This is a genomic window from Micromonospora aurantiaca ATCC 27029 (assembly GCF_000145235.1).
In the GTDB taxonomy this organism is placed as follows: domain Bacteria; phylum Actinomycetota; class Actinomycetes; order Mycobacteriales; family Micromonosporaceae; genus Micromonospora; species Micromonospora aurantiaca.
The window spans coordinates 2,775,020-2,800,578 of sequence record NC_014391.1 but is presented as its reverse complement, the minus strand read 5'-3'; the positions used below and the strand labels follow the sequence as shown (position 1 = coordinate 2,800,578).

Below are 25,559 nucleotides of genomic sequence, written 5' to 3'. Positions count from 1 at the left end.
CAGGGCCGGCCGGGTCACGAGTCGGAGCCTTCCAGGGCCATCCGGACCAGGCCGGCGACGTCGAGTTCGCGGATCTGGGTCTCGGGTGCGGGCGACGTGACCGGGACGGCGGGCGCCACGGCCGGCGTGCCGGCACTCGTACGGGCCAGCTGGAGCAGCTGGTCGAGCAGGCCCGCCTGCCGCAGCTCGTCGAGCGGGATCGCGGCGAGGGCCCGGCGCACCGACTCCTCGTCGCCGCCGTCGCCGTCGTCCCCCTCGCCGCCCGCGAAGAGCTGCTCGTACAGGTGGCCGGCCAGGCCGTCCGGGGTGGGGTAGTCGAAGACGACGGTGGTGGGCAGGTCGTGCCCGGTCGCCGCGGTGAGCAGGTTGCGCAGTTCCACGGCCGTGAGCGAGTCGAAGCCGAGGTCCAGGAAGCCCCGGTCGGTCTCGATCGCGTCGGCCGAGGGGTGGCCGAGCACCTTCGCCGCGTCGACCCGCACCATCTCCAGCAGTGCGGCCCGCCGCTCGTCGTCGGGCAGCGCCCGCAGCCCGGCGAGCAGATCCCGGGAGCCGGGCGCGACCGCGTCCGGCGCCTCGGCGGGGGTGGCGGCCAGTCCGCGTACGGCCGGCAGGTCGGCCAGCAGCGGACTGGGCCGCAGCGAGGTGAACAGCGGCTGGAAGGTGGCCCAGTCGACATCGGCGACTGTGACGCAGCTGTCGCCGGCCGCCAGGGCGTGCCGCAGCCCGGCCATCGCCACACCGGGTGGCATCACCTGCAGGCCACGGCGACGCAGCTGCTCCGCCGCACCCTCGGTGTACATGCCCGACTCGGTCCACGGTCCCCAGGCGATGGAGGTGGCCGCCAGGCCCCGGCCGCGTCGCCGCTCGGCGAGCGCGTCCAGGTAGGCGTTACCGGCCGCGTACGCGCCCTGTCCGCCGCTGCCCCACACCGCCGAGATGGACGAGAAGAGCACGAACACGTCCAGTTCGGCGTCGCCGAGCAGCTCGTCGAGGTGTTCGGCGCCGCTGACCTTCGGGGCGATGACGTACGCCAGGTCCTCCAGGGTGGTGTCGGCCAGCGGCACCACCTCGCTGACCCCCGCGGCGTGCACCACCGCGCGCAGCGGCGGCCCCTCCCGCCGGAGATCGGCCAGGAGGTCGGCCACGGCGGCGCGGTCGGCGGCGTCGCAGCGGACCACCCGGCAGTCCACGCCGAGCCCGGCCAGCTCGGAGAGCAGCTCGGCGGCGCCCGGGGTGTCGGTCCCCCGCCGGCTGGTCAGCACCACCCGTTGCGCGCCCTCGGCGGCCACCCAGCGGGCCACGTGCCCACCGAGCGCGCCGGCGCCTCCGGTGATCAGCACCGTGCCCCGGGGCTGCCACGGCGTGAGCTCCCCGTCGGTGGTGGCCGGTACGAGCCGCCGCACCAGCACCCCGGACTCGCGGACTGCGAGCTGGTCCTCCACGCCGCCGCCGGTGAGGATGCCGCCGAGGCGCATCGCCGTCCACGGCTCCAGGTCGGTGGGCAGGTCGACCAGCCCGGCCCAGCGGGCGGGCTGCTCCAGCGCGGCCACCCTGCCCAGGCCCCACAGCATCGCCTGCCGCGCGTTGGCCGGGGCGTCGCCGTCGCCGAGGCCGACGGCGCCCTGGGTGACGCACCAGAGCCGGACCGAGGCGTCGAGGTCGACGAGCTGCTGGAGCAGGTGCACGGTCGCGGCGAGGCCGCGCGGCAGCGCCGGGTGCTCGGCGTGCGGGGCGTCGTCCAGGCCGAGGAAGGACAGGATCGACAGTGGCCCGTCGCCCGCGCCGAGCGCCTCGGTGAGCACGTCGGCGAACCCGCCGCACAGCTCCTCGGAGTCGGCGGCGGTGTCCACGGGCACGATGCTCACCTCGGCGCCCAGGGCCCAGGTGCAGGAGTGCAGGTCGGGGTCGTCCGCCCGGTCGGCGGGCAGCAGCACCAGCCACCGGCCGGGGTCCTGCTCCTGCGGGGTCTCCGCGATGGGCTCCCAGACCACCCGGTAACGGGTGCCGTCGACCAGGGCCTGCTCCCGGCCGCGCCGGCGCCACGCCGACAGGGCGGGCAGCACGGTGCCGAACGGCTGGTCGCGATGAACGTCGAGGTCGCGGGCCAGCGACTCGAGGTCCTCGGCCTCGACCGCGGCCCAGAAGCGGCGCTCAACCTCGGTGGCCTCGTCGGCGGCCACGAGGGCGGCCCAGGGCGGCGGCTCCGGCCAGTAGCGCTGCCGGTCGAACGCGTAGGTGGGCAGCTCGACCCGCTGGGCGCCGGTGCCGGCGTAGAGGACGGACCAGTCCGGGGAGACGCCATGGGTGTGCAGCGCGGCGAGCGCGCGCAGCAGGGTGGTCGGCTCGGCGCGGTCCCGGCGCAGGGCGGGCACCACCAGTGGGGCCCGGCCGCCGGCCGGGGCCTCGGCCAGGACGGCCTGGGCGAGGGCGGTGAGCACGCCGTCCGGGCCGATCTCGACGTAGCCGGTGACGTTGCGCTCGCGCAGTGCCACGACGGCGTCGGCGAAGCGTACCGCCTCGCGGGCGTGGCGCACCCAGTAGTCGGGCGTGCCGATCTCCGCCGCGTCGACCGGCGCGCCGGTGACGGTGGAGACCATCGGGATGCTCGGAGCCGCGTACCGCAGCCGTCCGGCGACGGCGGCGAGGTCGTCGAGCACCGGATTCATCAGCGGACTGTGGAACGCGTGGCTGACCGTCAGGCGCCGGACCCGGACGCCCCGGCCGGCCCACTCGGAGGCCAGTTCCTCGACGGCGTCGCCGGCCCCGGACACCACGACGGCGGAGGGGCCGTTGACGGCGGCGACGGAGACCCGGTCGGCCCGCTCGCCGAGCGTGGCGGTCACCTCGGCCTCGGTGGCGGCGACGGCGAGCATCGCCCCGCCGGCCGGCAGCGCCTGCATCAGCCGGCCCCGGGCGGCGACCAGCTCGGCGGCGTCGGCCAGGGAGAGCACGCCTGCGGCGTGGGCGGCGGCGATCTCGCCGATCGAGTGCCCGGCGACGGCGTCGGGACGGACCCCCCACGCCTCGAACAGCCGGAACAGCGCCACCTCCACGGCGAACAACGCCGGCTGGGTGAATTCGGTGCGGTCCAGCGCCTCGGCCTCGGGCGTGTCGGGCTCGGCGAAGAGCAGTGGCTTGAGCGGGCGGGGCAGGTGCGCTTCGAGGGCGGCGCAGGCCTCGTCCAGGGCGGCGGCGAAGACGGGGAACGCCTCGGCCAGCTCGCGACCCATCCCGGCCCGCTGGGCGCCCTGCCCCGAGAACAGGTACGCCACCTTCGGCCGGGGCACCGCCACGCCGGTGACCACCAGCGGCGCGTCCTTGCCGGTGCCGAGGGCGCGCAGCCCGGCATCCAGCGCGATCCGGTCGGTGGCCAGCACGACGGCCCGGTGCTCCAGGGCGGCCCGGGCGACGGCCGACGACCAGCCGACGTCGACCGTACGTGGCGCCTCCAGCCCGGTGAGCTGCTCGGACCAGCGCTGCGCCTGGGCGGCCAGCGCGGACGCCGAACGGCCCGACAGCAGCACCGGCACCACCGGCAGCCGCGCCGGGTCACCCGTCGGCTGCTCGGCTTCGACCGGCTCCGGGGCCTGCTCCAGGATGGTGTGCGCGTTGGTGCCGCTGATGCCGAACGAGGAGACGGCGGCGCGGCGCGGGTGGTCGGTGACCGGCCAGGGGCGGCCCTCGCCGAGCAGCTCGACCGCGCCGACGCTCCAGTCCACCTGGTCAGTCGGCTCGTCGACGTGCAGGGTCTGCGGCAGGTAGCCGTGCCGCAGCGCCAGCACCATCTTGATGATCCCGGCGACACCGGCGGCGGCCTGGGTGTGACCGATGTTCGACTTGATCGAGCCGAGCCAGAGCGGCTGCTCGGCGGGCCGCTCCCGGCCGTACGTGGCGAGCAGGGCCTGCGCCTCGATCGGGTCGCCGAGCTTCGTGCCGGTGCCGTGCGCCTCGACGGCGTCCACGTCGGCCGGGGCGAGGCCGGCGTTGGCGAGCGCCTGCCGGATCACCCGCTGCTGCGACGGGCCGTTCGGGGCGGTGAGGCCGTTGGAAGCGCCGTCCTGGTTGACGGCGCTGCCCCGGATGACCGCGAGCACCGGGTGACCGTTGCGGCGGGCGTCGGAGAGCCGCTCGACGAGCAGCAGGCCGAGGCCCTCGCCCCAGCCGGTGCCGTCGGCGGCGGAGGCGAACGCCTTGACCCGGCTGTCCGGGGCGAGGCCCCGCTGCCGGCTGAAGCCGACGAACACCCCGGGGGTGGACATGACGGTGACGCCGCCGACCAGGGCGAGGGAGCACTCCGAGCGGCGCAGCGCCTGGCAGGCCCAGTGCAGCGCGACCAGCGACGACGAGCAGGCGGTGTCCACCGAGACGGCGGGCCCCTCCAGCCCGAGGGTGTACGACACCCGGCCCGAGAGGACGCTGCCGGCATTGCCGGTCATCAGGTGCCCCTCGGCGCCCTCGGCGCTGAACATCAGGTTGCGGTAGTCCTGGTAGTTGGTGCCGACGAAGACGCCGGTGGCGCTGCCGCGCAGCGTGTGCGGGTCGATCCCGGCCCGCTCGATCGCCTCCCAGGACGCCTCCAGCAGCAGTCGCTGCTGCGGGTCCATGGCGAGGGCCTCGCGGGGGCTGATGCCGAAGAAGCCGGCGTCGAAGTCGGTGGCGCCGGTGACGAAGCCACCCTCCCGGGCGTAGCTGGTGCCCTCCTTGTCCGGGTCGGAGTCGAAGAGCCGGTCCAGGTCCCAGCCCCGGTCGGTGGGGAACTCCCCGATGGCGTCGCCGCCGGAGGCGAGGAGCTGCCACAGCTGCTCCGGGGTGTCCGCCCCACCCGGCAGGCGGCAGCTCATCGCCACGATGGCGATCGGGTCGTCGTCCTCGGCCGCGGTGGCCGGGGCGGGGGTGGACACGTCGGGCACGATCCCGGTGAGCAGTTCGCCGAGGTGCGCGGCGAGCACCGTCGGGTTCGGATAGTCGAAGGCGAGCGTCGCGGGCAGCCGCAGGTCGGTGGCGGCGGCCAAGAAGTTGCGCATGTCGACTGCCGTCAGCGAATCCAGGCCGAGGTCACGGAAGGGCTGGGTGGCCGGGATGTCGTCGGCGGCCCCGTAGCCGAGGGCCGTCGCCGCGCACTGCCGCACCAGCTCCAGCAGTGTCGCGGCGCGCTCCCCCGGCGCGAGCGCGGCGAGCCGCCGGGCGAGGGCCGATGGTACGTCCGTCTCCTCCTCGGCGGCCTCCTGCCCGGCCGGCTGCGTCGCCTCCTGGGCCTCGGCGAGGTCGCCGATCAGCGGGCTGGGCCGCACCAGGGTGAACGCGGGGGCGAAACGGGCCCAGTCGATGTCGGCGACGACTGTGGTGGGCTCGTCGCGGCGCAGCGCCCGGGCGAGGGCCTCGACGGCCAGTTCCGGGTCCATGCCGATCATGCCGCCCCGGCGCAGCCGCTCCTGGGCGCGTTCGTTCTCGGCGGGCAGGCCGGCCCCGCGCCAGGCACCCCAGGCCACCGAGAGGGCGGGCAGTCCCTCGGCCCGGCGCCGCTCGGCGAGGGCGTCGAGGAAGGCGTTGGCCGCCCCGTACGCGCCCTGCCCGGCGTTGCCGGTGGTGCCGGCCACCGAGGAGAAGAGCACGAAGGCGTCCAGGTCGAGGTCGCGGGTCAGCTCGTCCAGGTGCAGCGCGGCGACGCACTTCGACGCGGCGACGGTGTGCAGGCGCTGCGCGGTGACGGTGTCGACGATGCCGTCGTCGAGGACGGCGGCGGTGTGCAGCACGGCGCTCAGCGGGGCGTCGGCGGGGACGGCGGCGAGCAGGTCGGCCACCTGTGCCCGGTCGGCGACGTCGCAGCGGGCCACTGTGACCCGTACGCCGAGGTCGGTCAGCTCCGCCTCCAGCTCGGCGGCGCCCGGGGCGTCCGGGCCGCGCCGGCTGGCCAGCAGGACGTGCGCGGCGCCGGAGCGGCCGGCCCAGCGGGCCAGATGCCCGCCCAGTCCGCCGGTGCCACCGGTGATCAACACGGTGCCGCGCATCCGCCAGGTGTCGTCCGCGTCGCCGGAGGCGGCCGGCTCGGGTTCGGTGATCCGGGTGAGGCGGCGGACGAAGACGCCGGAGGCGCGGACGGCGAGCTGGTCCTCGCCCCGGCCGGACTGCTCCGCGCCGTCGTCGCCGAAGGCGTCTTCGCCACCGCTGGCGCCGAGCGCCGCGCAGAGCAGCGCGCCGGCCTGCGCGTCGAGCACGTCGGGCAGGTCGAGCAGGCCGCCCCAGCGGGCGGGGTGTTCCAGGGCGACGGCGCGGCCGAGCCCCCAGACGGAGGCGGCGGCGGGGCGTGGCGCCGGGTCGTCTGCGCAGGCCACGACGGCTCCCCGGGTGGCGCACCACAGCGGCGCCTCGACGCCGAGCAGCCCGAGCGCCTGCACCAGCAGGGCGGTGCCCGAGACGGCCAGCGAGGTGGCCGGGTGCTCCGGGTGCGCCCGCTCGTCCAGGCCCAGCAGCGAGAGCACGGCGACGGGGCCGCCGGGGCCGGGGAGCGCGGCGCTGAGGCGCTCGGCCAGCGCCGCCGGATCGCCGGTGGCGTCCAGCTCCACCGGGACGACGTCCGCGCCGAAGTTGCCGAGGGCCGACAGCACGTCGGTGACCAGCGGGTCGTCTTCCAGCGCCGCGGGCACCGGCACGAGCCAGGTGCCGGCGAGCCAGGTCAGCGGCAGGTCGGGCAGGGCTCGCCAGGTGACCCGGTAGCGCCAGCGGTCGATGTCCGGGGCGGCGTCGGCCGCGGCGAGGAAGAGCGGCGGCGCGGGCCAGTACCGGTGGTGGTCGAAGGCGTAGGTGGGCAGGTCGACGGTCGCCGCGGCCGGGAGCACCTTCGTCAGGTCGACGGGCAGGCCGACGGTGTACGCGGTGGCCAGGTTGGTCAGCAACCGGGTCACGTCGTCGTCACCACGACGCAGACTACCGATGGTGTGCCCACTCACACCGACGTCGTCAAGAATCGCGGTCACCGGCATCGCCAGCACCGGATGCGGACTGATCTCGACGAACGTGGTGTACCCGGCGGCCACAGCCGTCCGCACGGCCGCGTCGAAGAGCACGGTCTGCCGCAGATTGTCGTACCAGTAGTCAGCGGTCATCACCGCCGGGTCGACCCAGTCCCCGGTGAGAGTGGACACGAGCCGGGTGTGGCCGGCCCGCGGACTGACACCGGCCAGATCCGCGCGAAGCTGCTCGGCGACCTCCTGCACCGCGGGTGAATGCGACGCGTAGTCCACCGGGATCAACCGGGCACGGACACCCTCGGCCCGGCACGCCTGCACAAGGCCGGCGACACGCTCCGGCGGACCGGACACCACGACGGTGGACGGACCGTTGACCGCCGCGACCCCGACACCCGCAAACGCGGGCAGCCGCTCGGCCACCGCGTCGACCGGCAGGTCCACCGACGCCATCGTCCCCGTACCACGCAGCACGGCCAGAGCACGCGAACGCAGCGCCACCGTCCTCGCCGCATCCTCCAGACTCAGAATGCCCGCCACACACGCCGCACCGATCTCACCCTGCGAATGGCCGATCACCACCTCCGGCACCACACCCGCCGCGCGCCACACGGCCGCCAGAGCGACACCGACGGCCCACAGCACCGGCTGCACGACCTCGACCCGCTCCAGCCACGACTCGTCCTCACCCGTGAGCACCGACACGAGATCCACATCGAGATACGGCGCCAAAGCCCGCCGGCACTCGGCCAAACACTCGTCGAACACCGGCACACGACCCACCAGGCCCGCCGCCATCCGCACCGACTGCGCACCCTGACCCGGAAACACGAAAACCGGACCCGCACCCGGACCCGACGCCGCCCCCGCGACCACATTCCCCGCCGGCTCACCGGCAGCGAAAGCGTCCAGCCCAGCGAGCAACCCCTCAGCAGACGACCCGACGACGACCACCCGATGATCGAACGCCGACCGGGTGGTCGCCAACGACCACCCCACCGCCACCGGATCGACCTCACCCCGCTCACGCACGTGCCCCGCGAGCCGGACAACCTGCCCAGCCAACGCAGCCCTCGACCGCGCCGACACCGGCCAGACAACCACATCCGAAGCGACCAGACCGGACCCGGACACGGACTCGACAACACCCGACTCGACCGGCTCGGTCGGCTGCTCGATGATCACGTGGGCGTTGGTGCCGGAGATGCCGAACGAGGAGACGGCGCCCCGGCGTACCCGGCCCGTCTCGGGCCACGGGCGTGCCTCCGTGGCCAGTTCCACCGCGCCGGCCGCCCAGTCGACGTGCGGAGACGGCGCGTCGACGTGCAGCGTCGCCGGCACGAGGCCGTGCCGGATGGCGAGCACCAGCTTGATCACGCCGGCCACGCCCGCGGCGGCCTGGGCATGGCCGATGTTCGACTTCACCGAGCCGAGCAGCAGTGGCGGGGCCTCGCCACGGTCCTGCCCGTACGTGGCGATGAGCGCCTGCGCCTCGATCGGGTCGCCCAGCTTGGTGCCGGTGCCGTGCGCCTCCACGACGTCGACGTCGGCGGTGGAGAGCCGGGCGGAGGTGAGGGCCTGGCTGATGACCCGCTGCTGCGCCGGCCCGTTGGGCGCGGTCAGCCCGTTCGACGCGCCGTCCTGGTTGACGGCCGTGCCGCGTACCACCGCCAGGACACGGTGGCCGTTGCGGCGGGCGTCCGACAGCCGCTCGACCAGCAGCCAGCCGACCCCCTCGGAGAACCCGGCGCCGTCGGCGGCGGCGGCGAACGACCGGCACCGCCCGTCGGTGGAGAGTGCGCGCTGCCGGCTGGATCCGATGTAGAGGCCCGGAGTGGCCATCACCGTCACCCCGCCGGCCAGCGCCAGGTCGCACTCCCTCGCCCGCAGCGCCTGCACGGCGAGGTGCAGCGCCACCAGAGACGACGAGCAGGCCGTGTCGATGGAGACGGCCGGTCCTTCGAGCCCGAGGGCGTACGACACCCGGCCCGACGCGACGGCCGCCGCGCCCCCGGTCATCGAGTGCCCCTCGTCGCCGTCGGGCGACATCATCAGCAGGGTGCCGTAGTCCTGCCCGTTGGTGCCGACGAACACCCCGGTCCGGCTGCCGCGCAGCGAGGCGGGATCGATACCGGCGGCCTCTACCGCCTCCCAGGAGGTCTCCAGCAGCAGCCGCTGCTGGGGGTCCATGGTCAGCGCCTCGCGGGGCGAGATGCCGAAGAAGGCGGAGTCGAAGTCGCCGGCCCCGTCGACGAACCCGCCCTCCCGGGCGTACGAGGTGCCCGGGTGGTCGGGGTCGGGGTGGTAGAGGCGCTCCAGATCCCAGCCCCGGTCGTCGGGGAAGGGCGCGACGGCGTCCCGGCCCTCCCGCAACAGCTCCCACAGGTCGTCGGGGTTGCGCACCCCGCCCGGCAACCGGCAGCTCATCGCCACGATCGCCACCGGCTCCAGTTCCTGGGACTGGGCCTCGCTGAGTCGGCGGCGGGTGTCGTGGAGATCAGCCATGACCCGCTTGAGGTAATCGCGGAGCTTGTCTTCATTGGCCATCGGAGTGCCGCTTCCTCGAAAGAGACGGGAGAGAGCTGGAGCTGGGGTCAGGAGATGCCGAGGTCCTTGTCCACCATCGCGAACAGTTCGTCGTCGGTGGCGTCGTCGAGATGCCGACCGATGTCGGCGCCGCCGCTGTCCTGGCCGAGCCGGGAGAGCATCGCCTGCAGGCGTACGGTGGCCCGCACCCGGGCCGCCTCGTCCCGCGCGACCACGTCGAGGCCCTCGGCGATCCGGTCCAGATCGTCGAGGAGCGCGTTCGGGGTGACCACGTCGTCATGGGCGACCTCGGCGTAGAGGTACTCCGCCAGGGTCGTCGGGGTCGGGTAGTCGAAGACCAGGGTGACCGGGAGGGCCACGGCGGTGGCCGAGCCGAGCCGGTTACGCAGCTCGACGGCGGTGACGGAGTCGAAGCCCAGCTCCCGGAACGCCCGATGCTCGTCCACCGACTCGGCGGACGGGTAGTTGAGCACGGCGGCGACCTGGCTACGGACCAGGCCGAGCAGCACGGCGAACCGCTCGGTGGCGGGCAGCCCGGCGAGCCGGTCCCGCAACGACTCCGGGCCGTCGCCGACCTCCACACTGGCCACCGCCTCGGCGGCGGCGAGCCGCCGGACGTCCGGCAGGTCGCTGATCAGCGGACCGGGCCGGGTGGCGGTGAACGCGACGGAGAACCGTTCCCAGGCGATGTCGGCGATGGTGAGGAACGCCTCGCCGTGGTCCACGGCCTGGTGCAGCGCGGTGATCGCCGCCTCCGGGGTCATCTCGGGTACACCGTGGCGGTGCAGCAGATCGCCGAGCGGCCCGTCGGCCATACCGCCGCCGGCCCACGCCCCCCAGGCGATGGAGGTGGCGGTGAGGCCGAGGCCGCGACGGTGCTGGGCCAGCGCGTCGAGGAACGCGTTGCTCGGGGCGTAGTTGCCGACGCCGGAGCTGGCCACGCTGCCGGCGAAGGACGAGAACATGACGAACGCGGACAGCTCGTGGTCGAGGGTCAGCTCGTGCAGGTTGTACGCGACGTCGACCTTGGCCTGCAGCACCCGTTCGATCTGCTCGGGCCGGATGTCGTTGATCATGGCGTCGTCGAGGACGGCGGAGGCGTGCACGACCACGGTGAGCGGGTACTCGGCGGGGATCTGGTCGATCAGCTCGGCCAGGGCTTCGCGGTCGGAGGCGTCGCACTCGGCCACGACGGCCTGGGCGCCCAGTGCGGTGAGGTCGTCGACGAGCTGCTGCGCACCGGGTGCGGCCATGCCCCTGCGGCTGACGACGACGATGTTCTCCACACCGCTGCGGGCCAGCCAGCGGGCGGCGTGCCCACCGAGCGCGCCGGTGCCGCCGGTGACGAGCGCCGTGCCGTACGGCTGCCACGGGTTGGCGGGCTGGCTGTCGCCGAGCGGGACGCGGGTGAGCCGGCGGGCGAGCAGGCCAGTCGGCCGTACCGCGATCTGGTCCTCGTCCCCGGCGGTGGTGAGGGCCGCGACGAGCAGGTCGGCGCAGCGGTCCTCGACGGCCTCGGGCAGGTCCACGAGCCCGCCCCAGCGCTGCGGGTGCTCCAGCGCGGCGACCCGGCCGAAGCCCCAGACCAGCGACTGCACCGGGGAGCGCAGCAGGTCGGCCATACCGACGGACGCGGCGCCGGAGGTGACGCTCCACATCGGCGCGCGCAGGCCGATGTCGCCGAGGGCCTGGAAGAGCGCGACGGTGGCGGCGAAGCCGCCGGGCACGGAGGGGTGCAGCGGGTGGGCCAGTTCGTCGAAGGCGAGCAGCGAGACCACGCCGGTGACCTCGGCGGTGGCGTCGCCGCCCGGTGCGGCGGCCAGCGCCTCCCGCAGCAGCTTGCCGAACTGGTCGCGGTCGACGTCGGGCGTGGAGACGGCCACCGGGACGAGGGTCGCGCCGGCCGCCGCGAACGCCTCGACGCAGGCGTCCTGCCATGGCTCGATGATGTCGCCGGTCGGCAGGACCACGACCCAGGTGCCGTCCATGCCCCGGTTGGCGACGCCGGTCAGCGGCTTCCAGGTGTCCTGGTAGCGCCAGCTGTCGATGTCGGCCTGCCGGCGCCGCTGCCGGCGCCAGGAGGCGAGCATCGGCAGGGCCGGCAGCAGCGCGTCGAGGACCTCGTGTGCCGGGGTCTCCTCGGTGGCGATGGTCTCGGCGAGGGCCGTGACGTCCCCGCTCTCGACGGCGGCCCAGAAGCCCGCGTCGCCCGGGTCGCCGCTCATGCCCGACAGCAGGCTCTCCAGGTCGGGCCCGCCGCTGCCGTCGAGCCAGTACCGGTGGTGGTCGAAGGCGTAGGTGGGCAGGTCGACGGTCGCCGCGGCCGGGAGCACCTTCGTCAGGTCGACGGGCAGGCCGACGGTGTACGCGGTGGCCAGGTTGGTCAGCAACCGGGTCACGTCGTCGTCACCACGACGCAGACTACCGATGGTGTGCCCACTCACACCGGCGTCGTCAAGAATCGCAGTCACCGGCATCGCCAGCACCGGATGCGGACTGATCTCGACGAACGTGGTGTACCCGGCGGCCACAGCCGTCCGCACGGCCGCGTCGAAGAGCACGGTCTGCCGCAGATTGTCGTACCAGTAGTCAGCGGTCATCACCGCCGGGTCGACCCAGTCCCCGGTGAGAGTGGACACGAGCCGGGTGTGGCCGGCCCGCGGACTGACACCGGCCAGATCCGCGCGGAGCTGCTCGGCCACCTGCTGCACGGCCTCGGAGTGCGACGCGTAGTCCACGGGGATCAGCCGGGCGCGGACGCCCTGCGCCTGGCACGCCTGCACGAGGTCGGCCACGGGCTGCGGCGGACCGGACACCACGACGGTGGACGGCCCGTTGACGGCCGCGACACCGACACCCGGGAACTCCCCCAGGCGCTCGGCAACCGCGTCGGCCGACAGGTCGATCGACGCCATCGTCCCGGTCCCCCGCAGCACCGTCAGCGCCCGCGACCGCAACGCCACTGCCCTCGCAGCGTCCTCCAGGCTCAGGATCCCGGCGACACAGGCCGCGCCGATCTCGCCCTGCGAGTGACCGATCACCGCGTCCGGGACGACGCCCGCCGCGCGCCACACGGCCGCCAGGGCGATGCCGACGGCCCACAGCACGGGCTGCACGACCTCGACCCGCTCCAGCCACGACTCGTCGTCACCGGTCAACACCCCGACGAGGTCCACGTCGAGGTACGGCGCCAGGGCCCGCTGGCACTCGGCCAGCTTCGCGTCGAACACCGGCGTACGACCGACGAGCCCGGCCGCCATCCGCGCCGACTGCGCCCCCTGACCCGGGAACACGAAGACGGGACCTGCGCCGGCGCTGGTGACCGTACCGCTGACGAGGTTCCCTGCCGGCTGGCCGGCGGCGAGGGCGTCCAGCCCGGCCAGCAGCTCGTCGGCGGTCGACCCGACGACGGCGGCACGGTGGTCGAACGTCGAGCGGGTGGTGGCCAGCGACCAGCCGACCGCCGCCGGATCGATCTCGCCGCGCCTGCGCAGGAAGTCCGCGAGCCGGGCCGCCTGCCCGCCCAGGGCGGTCCTCGACCGGGCCGAAACCGGCCAGAGGGTCACGTCCGAGGCGACCAGGTCCGGCCGGCGCGCGGGCTCGACGGCGCCGGTCCCGTCCGCCTGCTCGCCGTCGACGGTCGCCGCCTCGGCGACGCGCGGGCGGTACTCCTCGAGGATGACGTGGGCGTTGGTGCCGCTGACCCCGAAGGAGGAGACGCCGCCGCGGCGGGGGCGGTCCAGCTCCGGCCACGGCTTGGACTCGGTGAGCAGGGAGACCGCCCCGGCCGTCCAGTCCACGTGCGGGGACGGCTCGTCGATGTGCAGGGTCTCCGGCATGACGCCGTTGCGCAGCGCCATCACCATCTTGACCAGACCTGCGACGCCGGCGGCGCTCTGGGTATGGCCGATGTTCGACTTCACCGAGCCCAGCCACAGCGGCCGGTCCGCCGGGCGGTCCTGCCCGTACGTGGCGATGAGCGCCTGCGCCTCGATCGGGTCGCCGAGGGTGGTGCCGGTGCCGTGCGCCTCGACCATGTCGACGTCGGCGGTGGAGAGCCGGGCGTTGGCGAGGGCCTGGCGGATGACCCGCTGCTGGGAGGGGCCGTTGGGGGCGGTGAGCCCGTTGGAGGCGCCGTCCTGGTTGAGGGCGCTGCCCCGGATCACGGCGAGGACCGGGTGGCCGTTGCGTTCGGCGTCGGCCAGCCGCTCCACGACGAGCACGCCGCCGCCCTCGCCCCAGCCGGTGCCGTCCGCGCCGGCCGCGAAGGCCCTGCACCGGCCGTCGACGGACATGCCGCGCTGCCGGGAGAAGACGACGAACACACCGGGGGTGACCATGACGGTGACGCCACCGGCGATGGCCAGGTCGCACTCGCCGCGGCGCAGCGCGTTCACGGCGAGGTGCAGGGCCACCAGCGAGGAGGAGCAGGCGGTGTCCACGGTGACGGCCGGGCCGTTGAGGCCGAGGGTGAACGAGATCCGGCCGGACGCGACGCTTGTGGTGTTGCCGGTGCCGATGTACATGTCGACGCCCTCGGGCACGTGCGGCAGACCCATGCCGTAGTTCGAGGTGCTCAGCCCGACGAAGACACCGGTGGAGCTGCCGCGCAGCGACAGCGGGTCGATGCCGGCCCGCTCGACGGCCTCCCAGGACGTCTCCAGCAACAACCGCTGCTGCGGGTCCATGGCGAGGGCCTCACGCGGCGAGATGCCGAAGAGGGACGGGTCGAAGTCGCCGGCACCGTCGAGGAACCCACCGATGCGGGTGTAGCTCTTACCCGGCTTGTTGGGATCGGGGTCGTAGAGCGCCTCCAGGTCCCACCCCCGGTCGTCGGGGAACTCGGTGAGCGCGTCCCGGCCGTCGGCGACGAGCTCCCACAGGTCCTCCGGCGACCGGACGCCACCGGGGAAGCGGCAGCTCATGGAGACGATGGCCAGCGGCTCCTGATCCCGGGCCTCGACGGTCTGCAGCTTGCGCTTGGTGTCGTGCAGGTCTGCGGTCACCCGCTTGAGGAAGTACCGCAGCTTGTCGTCGCTCATCGGGTGGCCCCTGCCTCGATCCGAAGGTTGGTCATCTCAGGAGATTCCAAACTCTTTGCTGATGAAGTCGAAGATCTCGTCGTCGCTGGCCGAGTCGAGGTCTGGCCGGTCCGGTTCGACGGAGGGCCCGGCCGCAAGGTCGGACGCCTTGGCGAGCAGGTCCTGCATCCGGGCGGTGAACCGGGCGCGGGCCGCCGGGTCGAGCGGGATGGCGGTGAGCAGGCTCTCCACCGTGTCGATGCCCTGGAAGAGCGGTTGGGTGGAGGGCGCCGCGTCGGCGGCGATCTCGCTTGTCAGCTTCTCGGCGAGCGCCGTCGGCGTCGGGTAGTCGAAGACGAGCGTCGCCGGCAGCCGCAGGCCGGACAGGTTGTTGAGCCGGTTGCGCAGGTCGACGGCGGTGAGTGAGTCAAAGCCCAGGTCGGTGAAGAGCCGGTTCGGGTCGACTGCGTCAGGGCCGGCGTGGCCGAGGACGGCGGCGATGTTCGCCCGTACCACGTCGAGCACCACCTTGAGCCGCTCCGGGGCGGCCAGTCCGGCGAGCCGCTGGCCGAGTTGGACCCCGCCGGAGCGGGCACCGGTGGCGTCCACGGAGCGCCGCAGCGGCACCCGGACCAGGGCCCGGAGGATGGGCGCGAGGGTGCCGCCCTCCGCCTGCCCGCGCAGCGTCCCGACGTCCAGGCGCATCGGCAGGACGGCCGCCGCGTCGAGCCGCCACGCGGCGTCGAAGAGATTCAGCGCCTGCTCGGTGGCCAGGCCGGTGGCGCCCTGCTCGGCCATCCGTCGCACGTCGTCGTCGCCGAGGTGACCCGTCATGCCGCTGGCCTGCTCCCACAGGCCCCAGGCGAGCGAGTTGCCGGCGAGCCCACGTGCCCGGCGGTGCGCCGCGAGGGCGTCGAGGAAGGCGTTCGACGCCGCGTAGTTGGACTGGCCGGCGCTGCCCAGCGTGGCCGCCGCCGAGGAGAACAGGACGAAGGCCGCGAGGTTCGCGTCGGCCGTGAGGCGGTGCAGGTGCCAGGCGGCGTCGATCTTCGGCACGGCGACCGCGTCCACCCGGTCGGGGGTCATCGACTCCAGCACGCCGTCGTCGAGGACGCCGGCGGCGTGCACCACGGCGGTGAGCGGGTGCGCCGCAGGCACCCCGGCCAGCAGCGCCGACAGGGCCTCGGGGTCGGCGGCGTCGCAGGCCACGACGGCCACCTCCGTACCGGTGCCGGCGAGTTCGGTGACCAGGTCGCCGATCCCCTCGGCCGCCGCGCCGCGCCGCCCGGCCAGCAGCAGGTGCCGTACGCCGTGGCTGGTGGCGAGGTGGCGGGCCAGGATGCGGCCCAGCACGCCGGTGCCGCCGGTGATCAGCACGGTGCCGGCCGGGTCGATCCCGCCGGGCAGCGGTTCGACGGCGGCCGGAACCCGGCCGAGCCGTGGCGTGCGGACCTGCCCGTCGCGCACGGCGAGCTGCGGCTCGCCGGAGGCGATGGCGGCGGCCACCGCGGCGGCGCTGTCCGGGGCGTCGTCGAGGTCGACGAGCTGGCACCGGCCCGGGTGTTCGAGCTGGGCGGTGCGCAGCAGGCCCCAGACGGGGGCCTGGCGCAGGTTCACCGGCTCCTGCTCCCCTGCCGCGACCGCGTTCCGGGTGACGAGCACCAGCCGCGAGTCGGCGAACCGGTCGTCGGCGAGCCAGGTCCGCAACGCGGCGAGCGTACGGTGCGTGGTGGCCCGCGCCTGTGCGGCGAGCTCCGGGTCCGTCGGGTCCCCGGCGTCGCCGACCGGGACGATCACCGCCTCGGGCGTCGGCTCACCCCCGGCGAGCAGGTCGCCCAGCGAGTCGAGCCCGACGTCGGTACGCACCCGGGCACCGGCCGCCTCGCAGGCGGCGCTGAGCGCCAGGTCGTCGCCGAGCGCCACCCAGCGGGTGGCCGCCGGCACGGGGCCGGTTGGCACCGGCAGCACCGGCCAGTCCACCTGGAACAGCGACTCGTGCCGGCCGGAGCGGGCCGCGCCGAGGGAGTCCCCGGAGACGCGGCGCATGATCAGCGAGTCGACGTGCAGCACCGGGGCGCCGGTGGCGTCGGCCACCTGGAAGGAGACGCCGACCTCGCCGGCCGCGGCGACGCGTACGCGCAGGGCGGTGGCCCCGGCGGCGAGCAGGGAGACCCCGGTCCAGGCGAACGGCAGACGGGGCACGCTGGCGTCGGCGCCGTCGCCCATCCGGCCGAGGAAGCCGCCGATCGACATGGCCTGCAGCGCGCCGTCCAGCAGTGCCGGGTGCACGCCGAAGCGGCCGGCCGTGGCGTGGTGGTCGGCGGGCAGCTCGACCTCGGCGAAGACCTCGTCGTCGCGGGTCCACGCGGCGCGCAGGCCACGGAACGCCGGTCCGTAGCCGAAGACGGTCGCCTCGATACCGGAGTAGAAGTCGTCGGACTCGACGCGTGTCGCGCCGGGCGGCGGCCAGACCCCTAGGTCGAAGGCGGGCGCGGCGTCGGCCGGCTGCGGGCCGAGCAGACCGGTGGCGTGGCAGGTCCAGGCGACGTCGGCGAGGATCTCGTCCGAGCCGTCCCGGTAGGGCCGGGAGTAGAGCTGGACGGTACGCCGCCCGTCGTCGTCCCGGTCGCCGACCGTCAGCTGCACCTGGAGCGCGCCGAGTTCGGGCAGGACGAGCGGGGCGAGCAGGGTCAGCTCCTCCACCGTCGGGCAGCCGGCCTGCTCACCGGCGTACGTGGCCAGTTCGACGAAGGCGGTGCCGGGCAGCAGGATGTTGTCCATCACCCGGTGCTCGCCGAGCCACGGGTGGGTACGCACCGACAGCCGCCCGGTGAAGACCATCCGCTCGCTGTCGGGGAAGGTCAGCGCGGCGCTGAGCAGCGGGTGCCCGGCGTCCTGGAGGCCGGCGGAGGCGACGTCCTGCGCCCGGTGCACCGGCGGCTCGACCCAGTACCGCTGGTGGTCGAAGGCGTACGTGGGCAGTGCGACGGTGTCGGTCTCGGCGAGTACGGCCGTCAGGTCGACGGGCAGACCGATCGTGTGCGCGGTGGCGAGGTTCGTCAGCAGCCGCGTCGCGTCGTCGTCACCGCGGCGCAGACTGCCCAGCGTGTGCCCGCTCACGCCGGCGTCGTCCAGGATCGCCGTGACCGGCATCGCCAGCACCGGGTGCGGAGAGATCTCCACGAACGTGGTGTGACCCGCCTCGACGGCCACCCGGACGGCGGCCTCGAACTGGACGGTCTGCCGCAGATTGTCGTACCAGTAGTCCGCCGTCATCGAGGACGGGTCCACCCAGTCCCCGGTGAGCGTCGACACGAGTCGGGTGTGGCCCGGCTGCGGCGTCACGTCGGCCAGGTCGGCGCGCAACTGCTCCGCGACATCCTGCACCGCCGCCGAATGCGACGCATAATCCACCGGAATCAACCGCGCCCGCACCCCGTCGGCCTGACACGCCTCCACCAGGTCGGCAACCGGCCGCGGCGGACCCGACACCACGACCGTGGACGGACCGTTCACCGCCGCGACGCCCACCCCGGGGAACTCCCCGAGCCGCTCGGCCACCGACTCCGCCGACAGGTCGACCGACGCCATCGTGCCGGTACCCCGCAGCACCGTCAGCGCACGCGACCGCAACGCGACCGCCTTCGCCGCGTCCTCCAGGGACAGGATCCCCGCCACACACGCCGCGCCGATCTCACCCTGCGAATGCCCGATCACCGCCGCCGGCACCACACCCGCATGCCGCCACACCGCCGCCAGAGCCACACCGACGGCCCACAGCACCGGCTGCACCACCTCGACCCGCTCCAACCACGACTCGTCCTCGCCGGTCAACACCGACACGAGATCGACATCGAGGTACGGGGCGAGAGCCCGCTGGCACTCCGCCAGCCGCGCGTCGAACACGGGCGCACGACCGACGAGACCGGCGGCCATTCGTGCCGACTGCGCACCCTGGCCCGGGAACACGAACACCGGGCCCGCGCCGTGGGACGTGGTGGTGTCGGCGACGACGTTGCCGGCCGGCGTCCCGGACACCACCGCGTCCAGCCCCGCCAGCAACTCCTCCGTGCCCGACCCGACGACAGCGGCACGGTGACCGAACGCCGACCGGGTCGTAGCCAGGGACCAGCCCACCGCCGCCGCGTCGATGTCGCCGCGCTCACGCACGTACTCCGCGAGACGGGCCGCCTGGCCGGCCAGGGCGCCCTTCGACCGTCCCGACAGCGGCCACAGCACCGCGTCGGAGGCCACGAGCCCGGGGCTGGGCTCGGCCGGTGCCACGGACAGTTCGTCGGCCTGCTCGATGATGACGTGGGCGTTGGTGCCGGAGATGCCGAACGAGGACACCGCCGCCCGGCGCGGCCGGTCCACCGCCGGCCAGGGCCGCGACTGCGTCGCCAGCTCCACCGCGCCGGAGGTCCAGTCGATGTGCGGCGACGGCTCGTCCACGTGCAGCGTCGCCGGGACGAGGCCGTGCCGGATGGCCTGCACCATCTTGATCACGCCGGCCACACCGGCTGCGGCCTGGGCGTGGCCGATGTTCGACTTGATCGAGCCGAGCAGCAGGGGCCGGTCGGCGGGCCGCTCCCGCCCGTACGTGGCGAGCAGGGCCTGCGCCTCGATCGGGTCGCCGAGGGTGGTGCCCGTGCCGTGCGCCTCGACCACGTCCACGTCGGCCGTGGTGAGGCGGGCCGACGCCAGCGCCTGCCGGATCACCCTCTGCTGCGAGGGGCCGTTCGGGGCGGTCAGCCCGTTGGAGGCGCCGTCGGAGTTGATCGCCGAGCCGCGCACCACCGCGTAGACGGTGCGGCCCTGCCGGCGGGCGTCGGAGAGCCGCTGCACGAGCAGCATGCCGACGCCCTCGGACCAGCCGGTGCCGTCGGCGGACGCGGCGAACGACTTGCACCGGCCGTCGGCGGCCAGGCCGCGCTGCCGGGAGAACTCGACGAACGCGGTCGGGGTGGCCATCACCATGACGCCACCGGCGAGGGCCATGTCGCACTCGCCGCGCCGCAGCGCCTGGCCGGCCCAGTGCAGCGCGACCAGCGACGACGAGCAGGCCGTGTCCAGCGACACCGCCGGCCCCTCCAGCCCGAACGTGTACGCCACCCGGCCGGAGATGACGCTGCTGGTCATCCCGGTCAGCATGTAGCCCTCGGCGGCCTCCGGCGAGTACGCGAGCAGCGAGCCGTAGTCCTGGCCGCTGGTGCCGACGAAGACGCCGGTGCTGCTGCCCCGTACGTCGGTGGGGTCGATGCCGGCGGACTCGAAGGACTCCCAGGTGGTCTCCAGCAGCAGTCGCTGCTGCGGGTCCATGGCCAGGGCCTCGCGGGGCGAGATGCCGAAGAAGTTGGGGTCGAACCTGTCGACGCCGCTGAGGAAGCCGCCGCCGCGGGCGTAGAAGGTGCCGGGGGCGTCGGGGTCGGGGCTGTAGAGGCTGTCGAGGTCCCAGCCACGGTCGGTGGGCAGGTCGCTGATCGCGTCCACGCCGTCGACCACCAGCCGCCACAGGTCGTCGGGCGACCACACGCCGCCGGGCAGCCGGCAGGCCATGCCGATGATCGCGAGGGGCTCGTCGTCGCCGACCGACACGGCGGTCGTCGTGGGTCGCATGGGAACCGGGGTGCCGGCGATCTCCGTACCCAGGAAGGCCGCCAGGTCGTGCGGGGTCGGGTAGTCGAAGACGAGGGTGGCCGGCAGCCGCATCCCGAACGCGTTGTTGAGCCGGTTGCGCATCTCGACGGCGGTGAGCGAGTCGAAGCCGAACTCGCTGAACGCCCGGCGCGGCTCGATGGCCGCCGGGTCGGGGTAGCCGAGCACGGCGGCGGCCTGGCCCCGGACGATCTCGACCAGCGCGGCGGCCCGCTCGGCGTCGCCGAGCCCGGCGAGCTGCTGCACCAGCGACGCGCCGGTGCTGGCCGCGGCGGCGCGGGCGGGCGTGCGGATCAGCGCCCGGTACAGCGGCGGGATGCTTCCGCCGGCGAACTGCACCTTCATCGCGGCGAGGTCCAGCCGGGCCGGGACGAGCGCGGCGTCGGTGGTGCGGCAGGCCGCGTCGAAGAGGGCGAGCCCCTCCTCGGCCTCCATGGCGGCGACGCCGGAGCGGGAGATCCGGTTGAGGTGGACGTCGTCCAGCTCGGTGGTCATGCCGCTGCGGTCGGCCCAGAGGCCCCAGGCGAGGGTGAGGGCGGCGAGGCCGCGCGCCTTGCGGTGCTGGGCCAGCCCGTCGAGGAACGCGTTGGCGGCGGCGTAGTTGCCCTGGCCCGGGCCGCCGGCGGTGGCGGCCAGCGAGGAGTACGAGACGAACGCCTTCAGGTCGAGGTCGGCGGTCAGCTCGTGCAGGTGCCAGGCGGCGTCGACCTTGGGCCGCAGCACGCCGTCCATCCGCTCGGGGGTGAGCGAGGAGATGACGCCGTCGTCGCGGACGCCGGCGGCGTGGATGACGGCGGTCAGCGGGTGCTCCGCCGGGATGCCGGCCAGCAGCTCGGCCACGGCGCCACGGTCGGCGACGTCGCAGGCGGCGACGGTGACGCTCACGCCGAGCGCCTCCAACTCGGCGCAGAGCTCCGCGACGCCCCCGGCGGCGCGACCGCGCCGGCTGGTGAGGATCAGGTGCCGGACGCCGTACGTGCTGACCAGGTGCCGGCTCATCAGCCGGCCGAGGGTGCCGGTGGCGCCGGTGATCAGGACGGTGCCGTCGGAGTCGAACGGGGCTGCCGGCGGCTCGGTCGGGGCGGGGACCCGGGTGAGCCGGGCGCCGGCGGCGACGCCCGCGCGGATCACGACCTGCGGCTCGTCGGTCGCGACGGCCGGGACGAGCGCGGCGGCGCAGCCGGCCACGTCGTCGACGTCCACCAGCACGAACCGGTCGGGGTTCTCCGACTGGGCGGAGCGCAGCAGGCCGATCACGGCGGCGCCGGCCAGGTCCGTCAGGTCGGTGTCCCGGTCGGTGGCGACCGCGCCCGAGGTCAGCACCACCAGTCGGGACACCGCGTAGCGCTCCTCGGCGAGGAACTGCTGGAGCACGGCGAGCACCCGGTGGGTCGCCTCGGCGACGGCGCGCGGCACGTCCGCCGACGCGGGCGGGTCGAGCAACGGCAGGACCAGCACGCCGGGCGCGTCCGTCCCGCCGTCCATCGCCGTGGCCAGGGCCGCCAGGTCGGGGTACGCCGCCACGGCCGTGCCGGTGGCGGCGACCGCGTCGGTGAGCGCCGCGGCGTCGCCGAGCACCGCCCAGTCGACCGTGGACGGGCCGGCGGGAAGCACGAGCGGGGCCCACTCGACCCGGAACAGCGACTCGGTGCCGCCGCCGGAGGCGGTGCGGAGCTGGTCGGCGGAGACCGGCCGCAGGACGAGGGAGCCGACGGAGATGACCGGCGCGCCGGTGACGTCGGTGAGCAGCAGCGAGATGCTGTCGGGGCCGGTGTGCGAGACCCGGACGCGGGCCGCCGCGGCCCCGGCGCCGTGCAGGGCGACGTCGTTCCAGGAGAACGGCAGGCGGCCGAATCCGGGGGGCATGCCCGCCCCGGAGGGCTCCCCGGCCGGCGTGGTCAGGCCGAGGGTGTGCAGCGCCGCGTCGAGCAGGGCCGGGTGCAGGCCGTACCCGGCGGCCTCGGCGGCGGGGGCCTCGGGCAGCGCCAGCTCGGCGAAGAGGTCGTCGCCGCGCCGCCAGGCGGAGCGCAGGGCGATGAACGACGGGCCGTAGTCGTAGCCCTGGGCGGCGAGGTTCAGGTAGAGGTCGTCGGTGCCGACCTCGGTCGCGCCCGGCGGCGGCCAGGTGGTCAGGTCGGACCAGCCGGCGGGACCGCTCGGCACGGCCGGGCCGCTGGCCAGCACGCCGCTGGCGTTGCGGGTCCAGGCCCGCTCACCCGTGCCCTCGGCCGGCTCGCCGTCCTGCGCGGAGTGCAGCGACACGGAACGGCAGCCGGTCTCGTCCGCCGGGCCGATCCAGAGCTGGATGTCGACGCCCCCGGTCTCCGGCAGGATCAGCGGCGACTCCAGGGTGAGTTCGCGGACGTGGTCCGCGCCGACGTGCCCACCCGCCTGGAGGGCGAGTTCGACGAAACCCGTGCCGGGCAGCAGCACGGTGTCGAAGACGACGTGGTCGCAGATCCACGGGTGGGTACGCCGGGCCAGCCGGCCGGTGAAGAGGAAGCCCTCGGCGTGCGCGACGCCGACGGCGGCTCCGAGCAGGGGGTGTTGCGCGGGGCGCAGGCCGACCGCGGTGACGTCGCCGGTCCACCCGGCGCCCGCCTCGGGCCAGTAGCGCTGGTGCTGGAAGGCGTACGTGGGCAGGTCGACCCGCCGGGCGCCGGTGTCGGCGAACCACTGCAGCCAGTCGACCGCAACGCCGTGCACGTGCAGCTCGGCCAACCCGGCCAGCAGCCCGTGCGCCCCGGACCGGTCCTTGCGCTGCGCGGCGGCGGCCAGCACGACGTCGTCGCCCGGCAGGATCTCGCCGACCATCGCGGTCAGGACGCTCTGCGGCCCGACCTCCAGGAACGTGTCCACCCCCGCCTCGCACAGGGCGGTGACCCCGTCGGCGAAGCGGACGGCCTCGCGGACGTGGCGCACCCAGTAGTCGGCGGTGCGGATCTCGTCGGCGTCGGCCAGCGCACCGGTCACGTTCGACACCACCGGCAGCGACGGCGCGGAGAACGTCAACCCGTCGAGGACGGCGCGGAACTCGGCGAGCATCGGCTCCATCAGCGGACTGTGGAACGCGTGACTGACGGTCAGCCGGCGCGTACGCACGCCCCGGTCCCGCCAGACCCGCTCCACCTCGTCGAGGGCGTCGACGGCACCGGAGACCACGACCGAGGTCGGCCCGTTGACGGCCGCGATCCCGACCCGGTCGGTCGAGCCGGCGATCGACTCGACCACCGCCACCTCGTCGGCGGCCACCGCGAGCATGCCGCCACCGGCCGGCAGGGCCTGCATCAACCGGCCCCGCGCCGCCACCAGCGCACACGCGTCGGCCAGCGACAGCACGCCCGCCACGTACGCGGCCGTCACCTCACCGATCGAGTGACCGCCCACGAACTCCGGCGCGATGCCGAACGACTCGACGAGGCGGAACAGCGCCACCTCGACGGCGAACAGGCCCGCCTGCGTGAACACCGTCTGGTCCAGCAGGGCCGCCTCGGCGGAACCCTCCAGCGCGAACAGCACCTCCCGCAGCGGACGCGGCAGCAGCGCGTCCAGGTACACGCACACCTCGTCCAGCGTGGCGGCGAACACCGGGAAGCCCGCGTACAACTCCCGGCCCATGCCGGCGCGCTGCGCGCCCTGGCCGGAGAAGAGCACCGCGACCGAGCCCCGGCCGCCGGCCTGCCCGGCGACGACCGCGCCGGACGGCTGACCGGCGGCGAGGGCGCGCAGCCCGGCCAGCAGGTCCTCGCGGCCGGTCGCGTGGACCACGGCGCGGTGGTCCAGGGTGGACCGGGAGGTGACCGACGAGAAGGCCACATCCAGGGGGCGCAGGGTCTCGTCGGCGGCGATCCGGGCCGCCCAGCGGGCCGCCTGCGCGGCGAGGCCGGCAGCGTCCCGGGCCGACAGCGGCACCGGTACGACCGGCCGCTCGACCACCGGCACGGCGGCCGACGGGGCCGGCTGCGGTGCCGGGGCCTGCTCCAGGATGGTGTGCGCGTTGGTGCCGGACACCCCGAACGAGGAGACCGCCGAGCGGCGCGGCCGGTCCACCGCCGGCCACGGCGTCGCCTCGGTCACCAGCGAGACGTCGCCGGCTGACCAGTCGACCTCGGGCGTCGGCTCGTCGACGTGCAGGGTGGGCGGTACGACGCCGTGCCGCATCGCCATGACCATCTTGATGACGCCGGCCACCCCGGCGGCCGCCTGCGCGTGGCCGATGTTCGACTTGACCGAGCCGAGCAGCAGCGGCGCGGAGTCCCCCCGCTCCTGCCCGTACGTGGCCAGCAGCGCCTGCGCCTCGATCGGGTCGCCGAGACGGGTGCCGGTGCCGTGCGCCTCCACCACGTCCACGCCGCCGGCGGCGAGGCCGGCGTTGGCCAGGGCCTGCTGGATCACCCGCTGCTGCGACGGCCCGTTCGGGGCGCTCAGCCCGTTGGAGGCGCCGTCCTGGTTCACCGCGCTGCCCCGTACCACGGCGAGGATGGGGTGGCCGTTGCGCTGCGCGTCCGAGAGCCGTTCCAGCACCAGGACGCCGACGCCCTCGGACCAGCCGGTCCCGTCGGCGGCGGCGGCGAACGCCTTGCACCGGCCGTCGGCGGCGAGGCCGCGCTGCCGGGAGAACTCGACGAAGGCGGCCGGGGTGCACATGGCGGTGACGCCGGCGACGATGGCCAGGGTGCACTCCTGCTGCCGCAGCGCCTGGCCCGCGAGGTGCAGGGCGACCAGGGAGGACGAGCAGGCGGTGTCGATGGTGACGGCCGGCCCCTCCAACCCGAAGGTGTAGGCGATCCGGCCGGACACCACGCTGCCGGCGTTGCCGGTCATCAGGTGCCCCTCCAGGCCCTGCGCGGCACCCATCAGCACGGTGCCGTAGTCCTGGCCGGTGCTACCGGCGAAGACGCCGGTGCGGCTGCCGCGCAGCGAGTGCGGGTCGATGCCGGCCCGCTCCAGGGCCTCCCACGAGGTCTCCAGCAGCCAGCGCTGCTGCGGGTCCATCGCCAGCGCCTCCCGGGGGGAGATCGCGAAGAACCCCGGGTCGAAGTCGGCCAGGTCGTGGACGAAGCCACCCTGCCGCGTGTACGACGTGCCGGCCTGCTCGGGGTCGCTGTCGTAGAGCGACGCGACGTCCCAGCCGCGGTCGGTCGGGAAGTCGGAGACCACGTCCCGGCCGGACGCGACCACCTCCCACAGGTCCTCGGGCGAGCGCACCCCGCCCGGGAAGCGGCAGCTCATGGAGACGATGGCGACCGGTTCCTGTTCACCGGCTTCCACCTCGCGCAGGCGCTGGCGCACCTGGTGCAGGTCAGCGGTGACCCGCTTGAGGTAGTCGAGAAGCTTCGCCTCGTCAGCCATGGACCGCGCACTCCTTGTG

General features: G+C 74.8%; 3 protein-coding genes. All 3 read right to left on the bottom strand.

Features of this window, described 5'->3' with window-relative positions; translation table 11 throughout:
• Positions 1 to 14: 14 nt before the first annotated feature.
• From MICAU_RS12335 to MICAU_RS12325, 3 genes are read right to left on the bottom strand one after another with little or no spacing between them, the layout of a single operon-like run.
• Entirely contained in the window at positions 15 to 9,563 is a 9,549-nt protein-coding gene (locus tag MICAU_RS12335; protein ID WP_432205796.1) for a type I polyketide synthase, read from the bottom strand.
• Complete coding sequence (locus MICAU_RS12330; RefSeq protein WP_013285639.1) at positions 9,560 to 14,554, bottom strand: type I polyketide synthase; 4,995 nt, start codon at positions 14,552 to 14,554, stop codon at positions 9,560 to 9,562. Before MICAU_RS12330 ends, MICAU_RS12335 begins: the two co-directional genes overlap by 4 nt.
• Before the next feature lie 36 nt (positions 14,555 to 14,590).
• Complete coding sequence (locus MICAU_RS12325; RefSeq protein ID WP_013285638.1) at positions 14,591 to 25,540, bottom strand: type I polyketide synthase; 10,950 nt, start codon at positions 25,538 to 25,540, stop codon at positions 14,591 to 14,593.
• Positions 25,541 to 25,559: the final 19 nt, after the last annotated feature.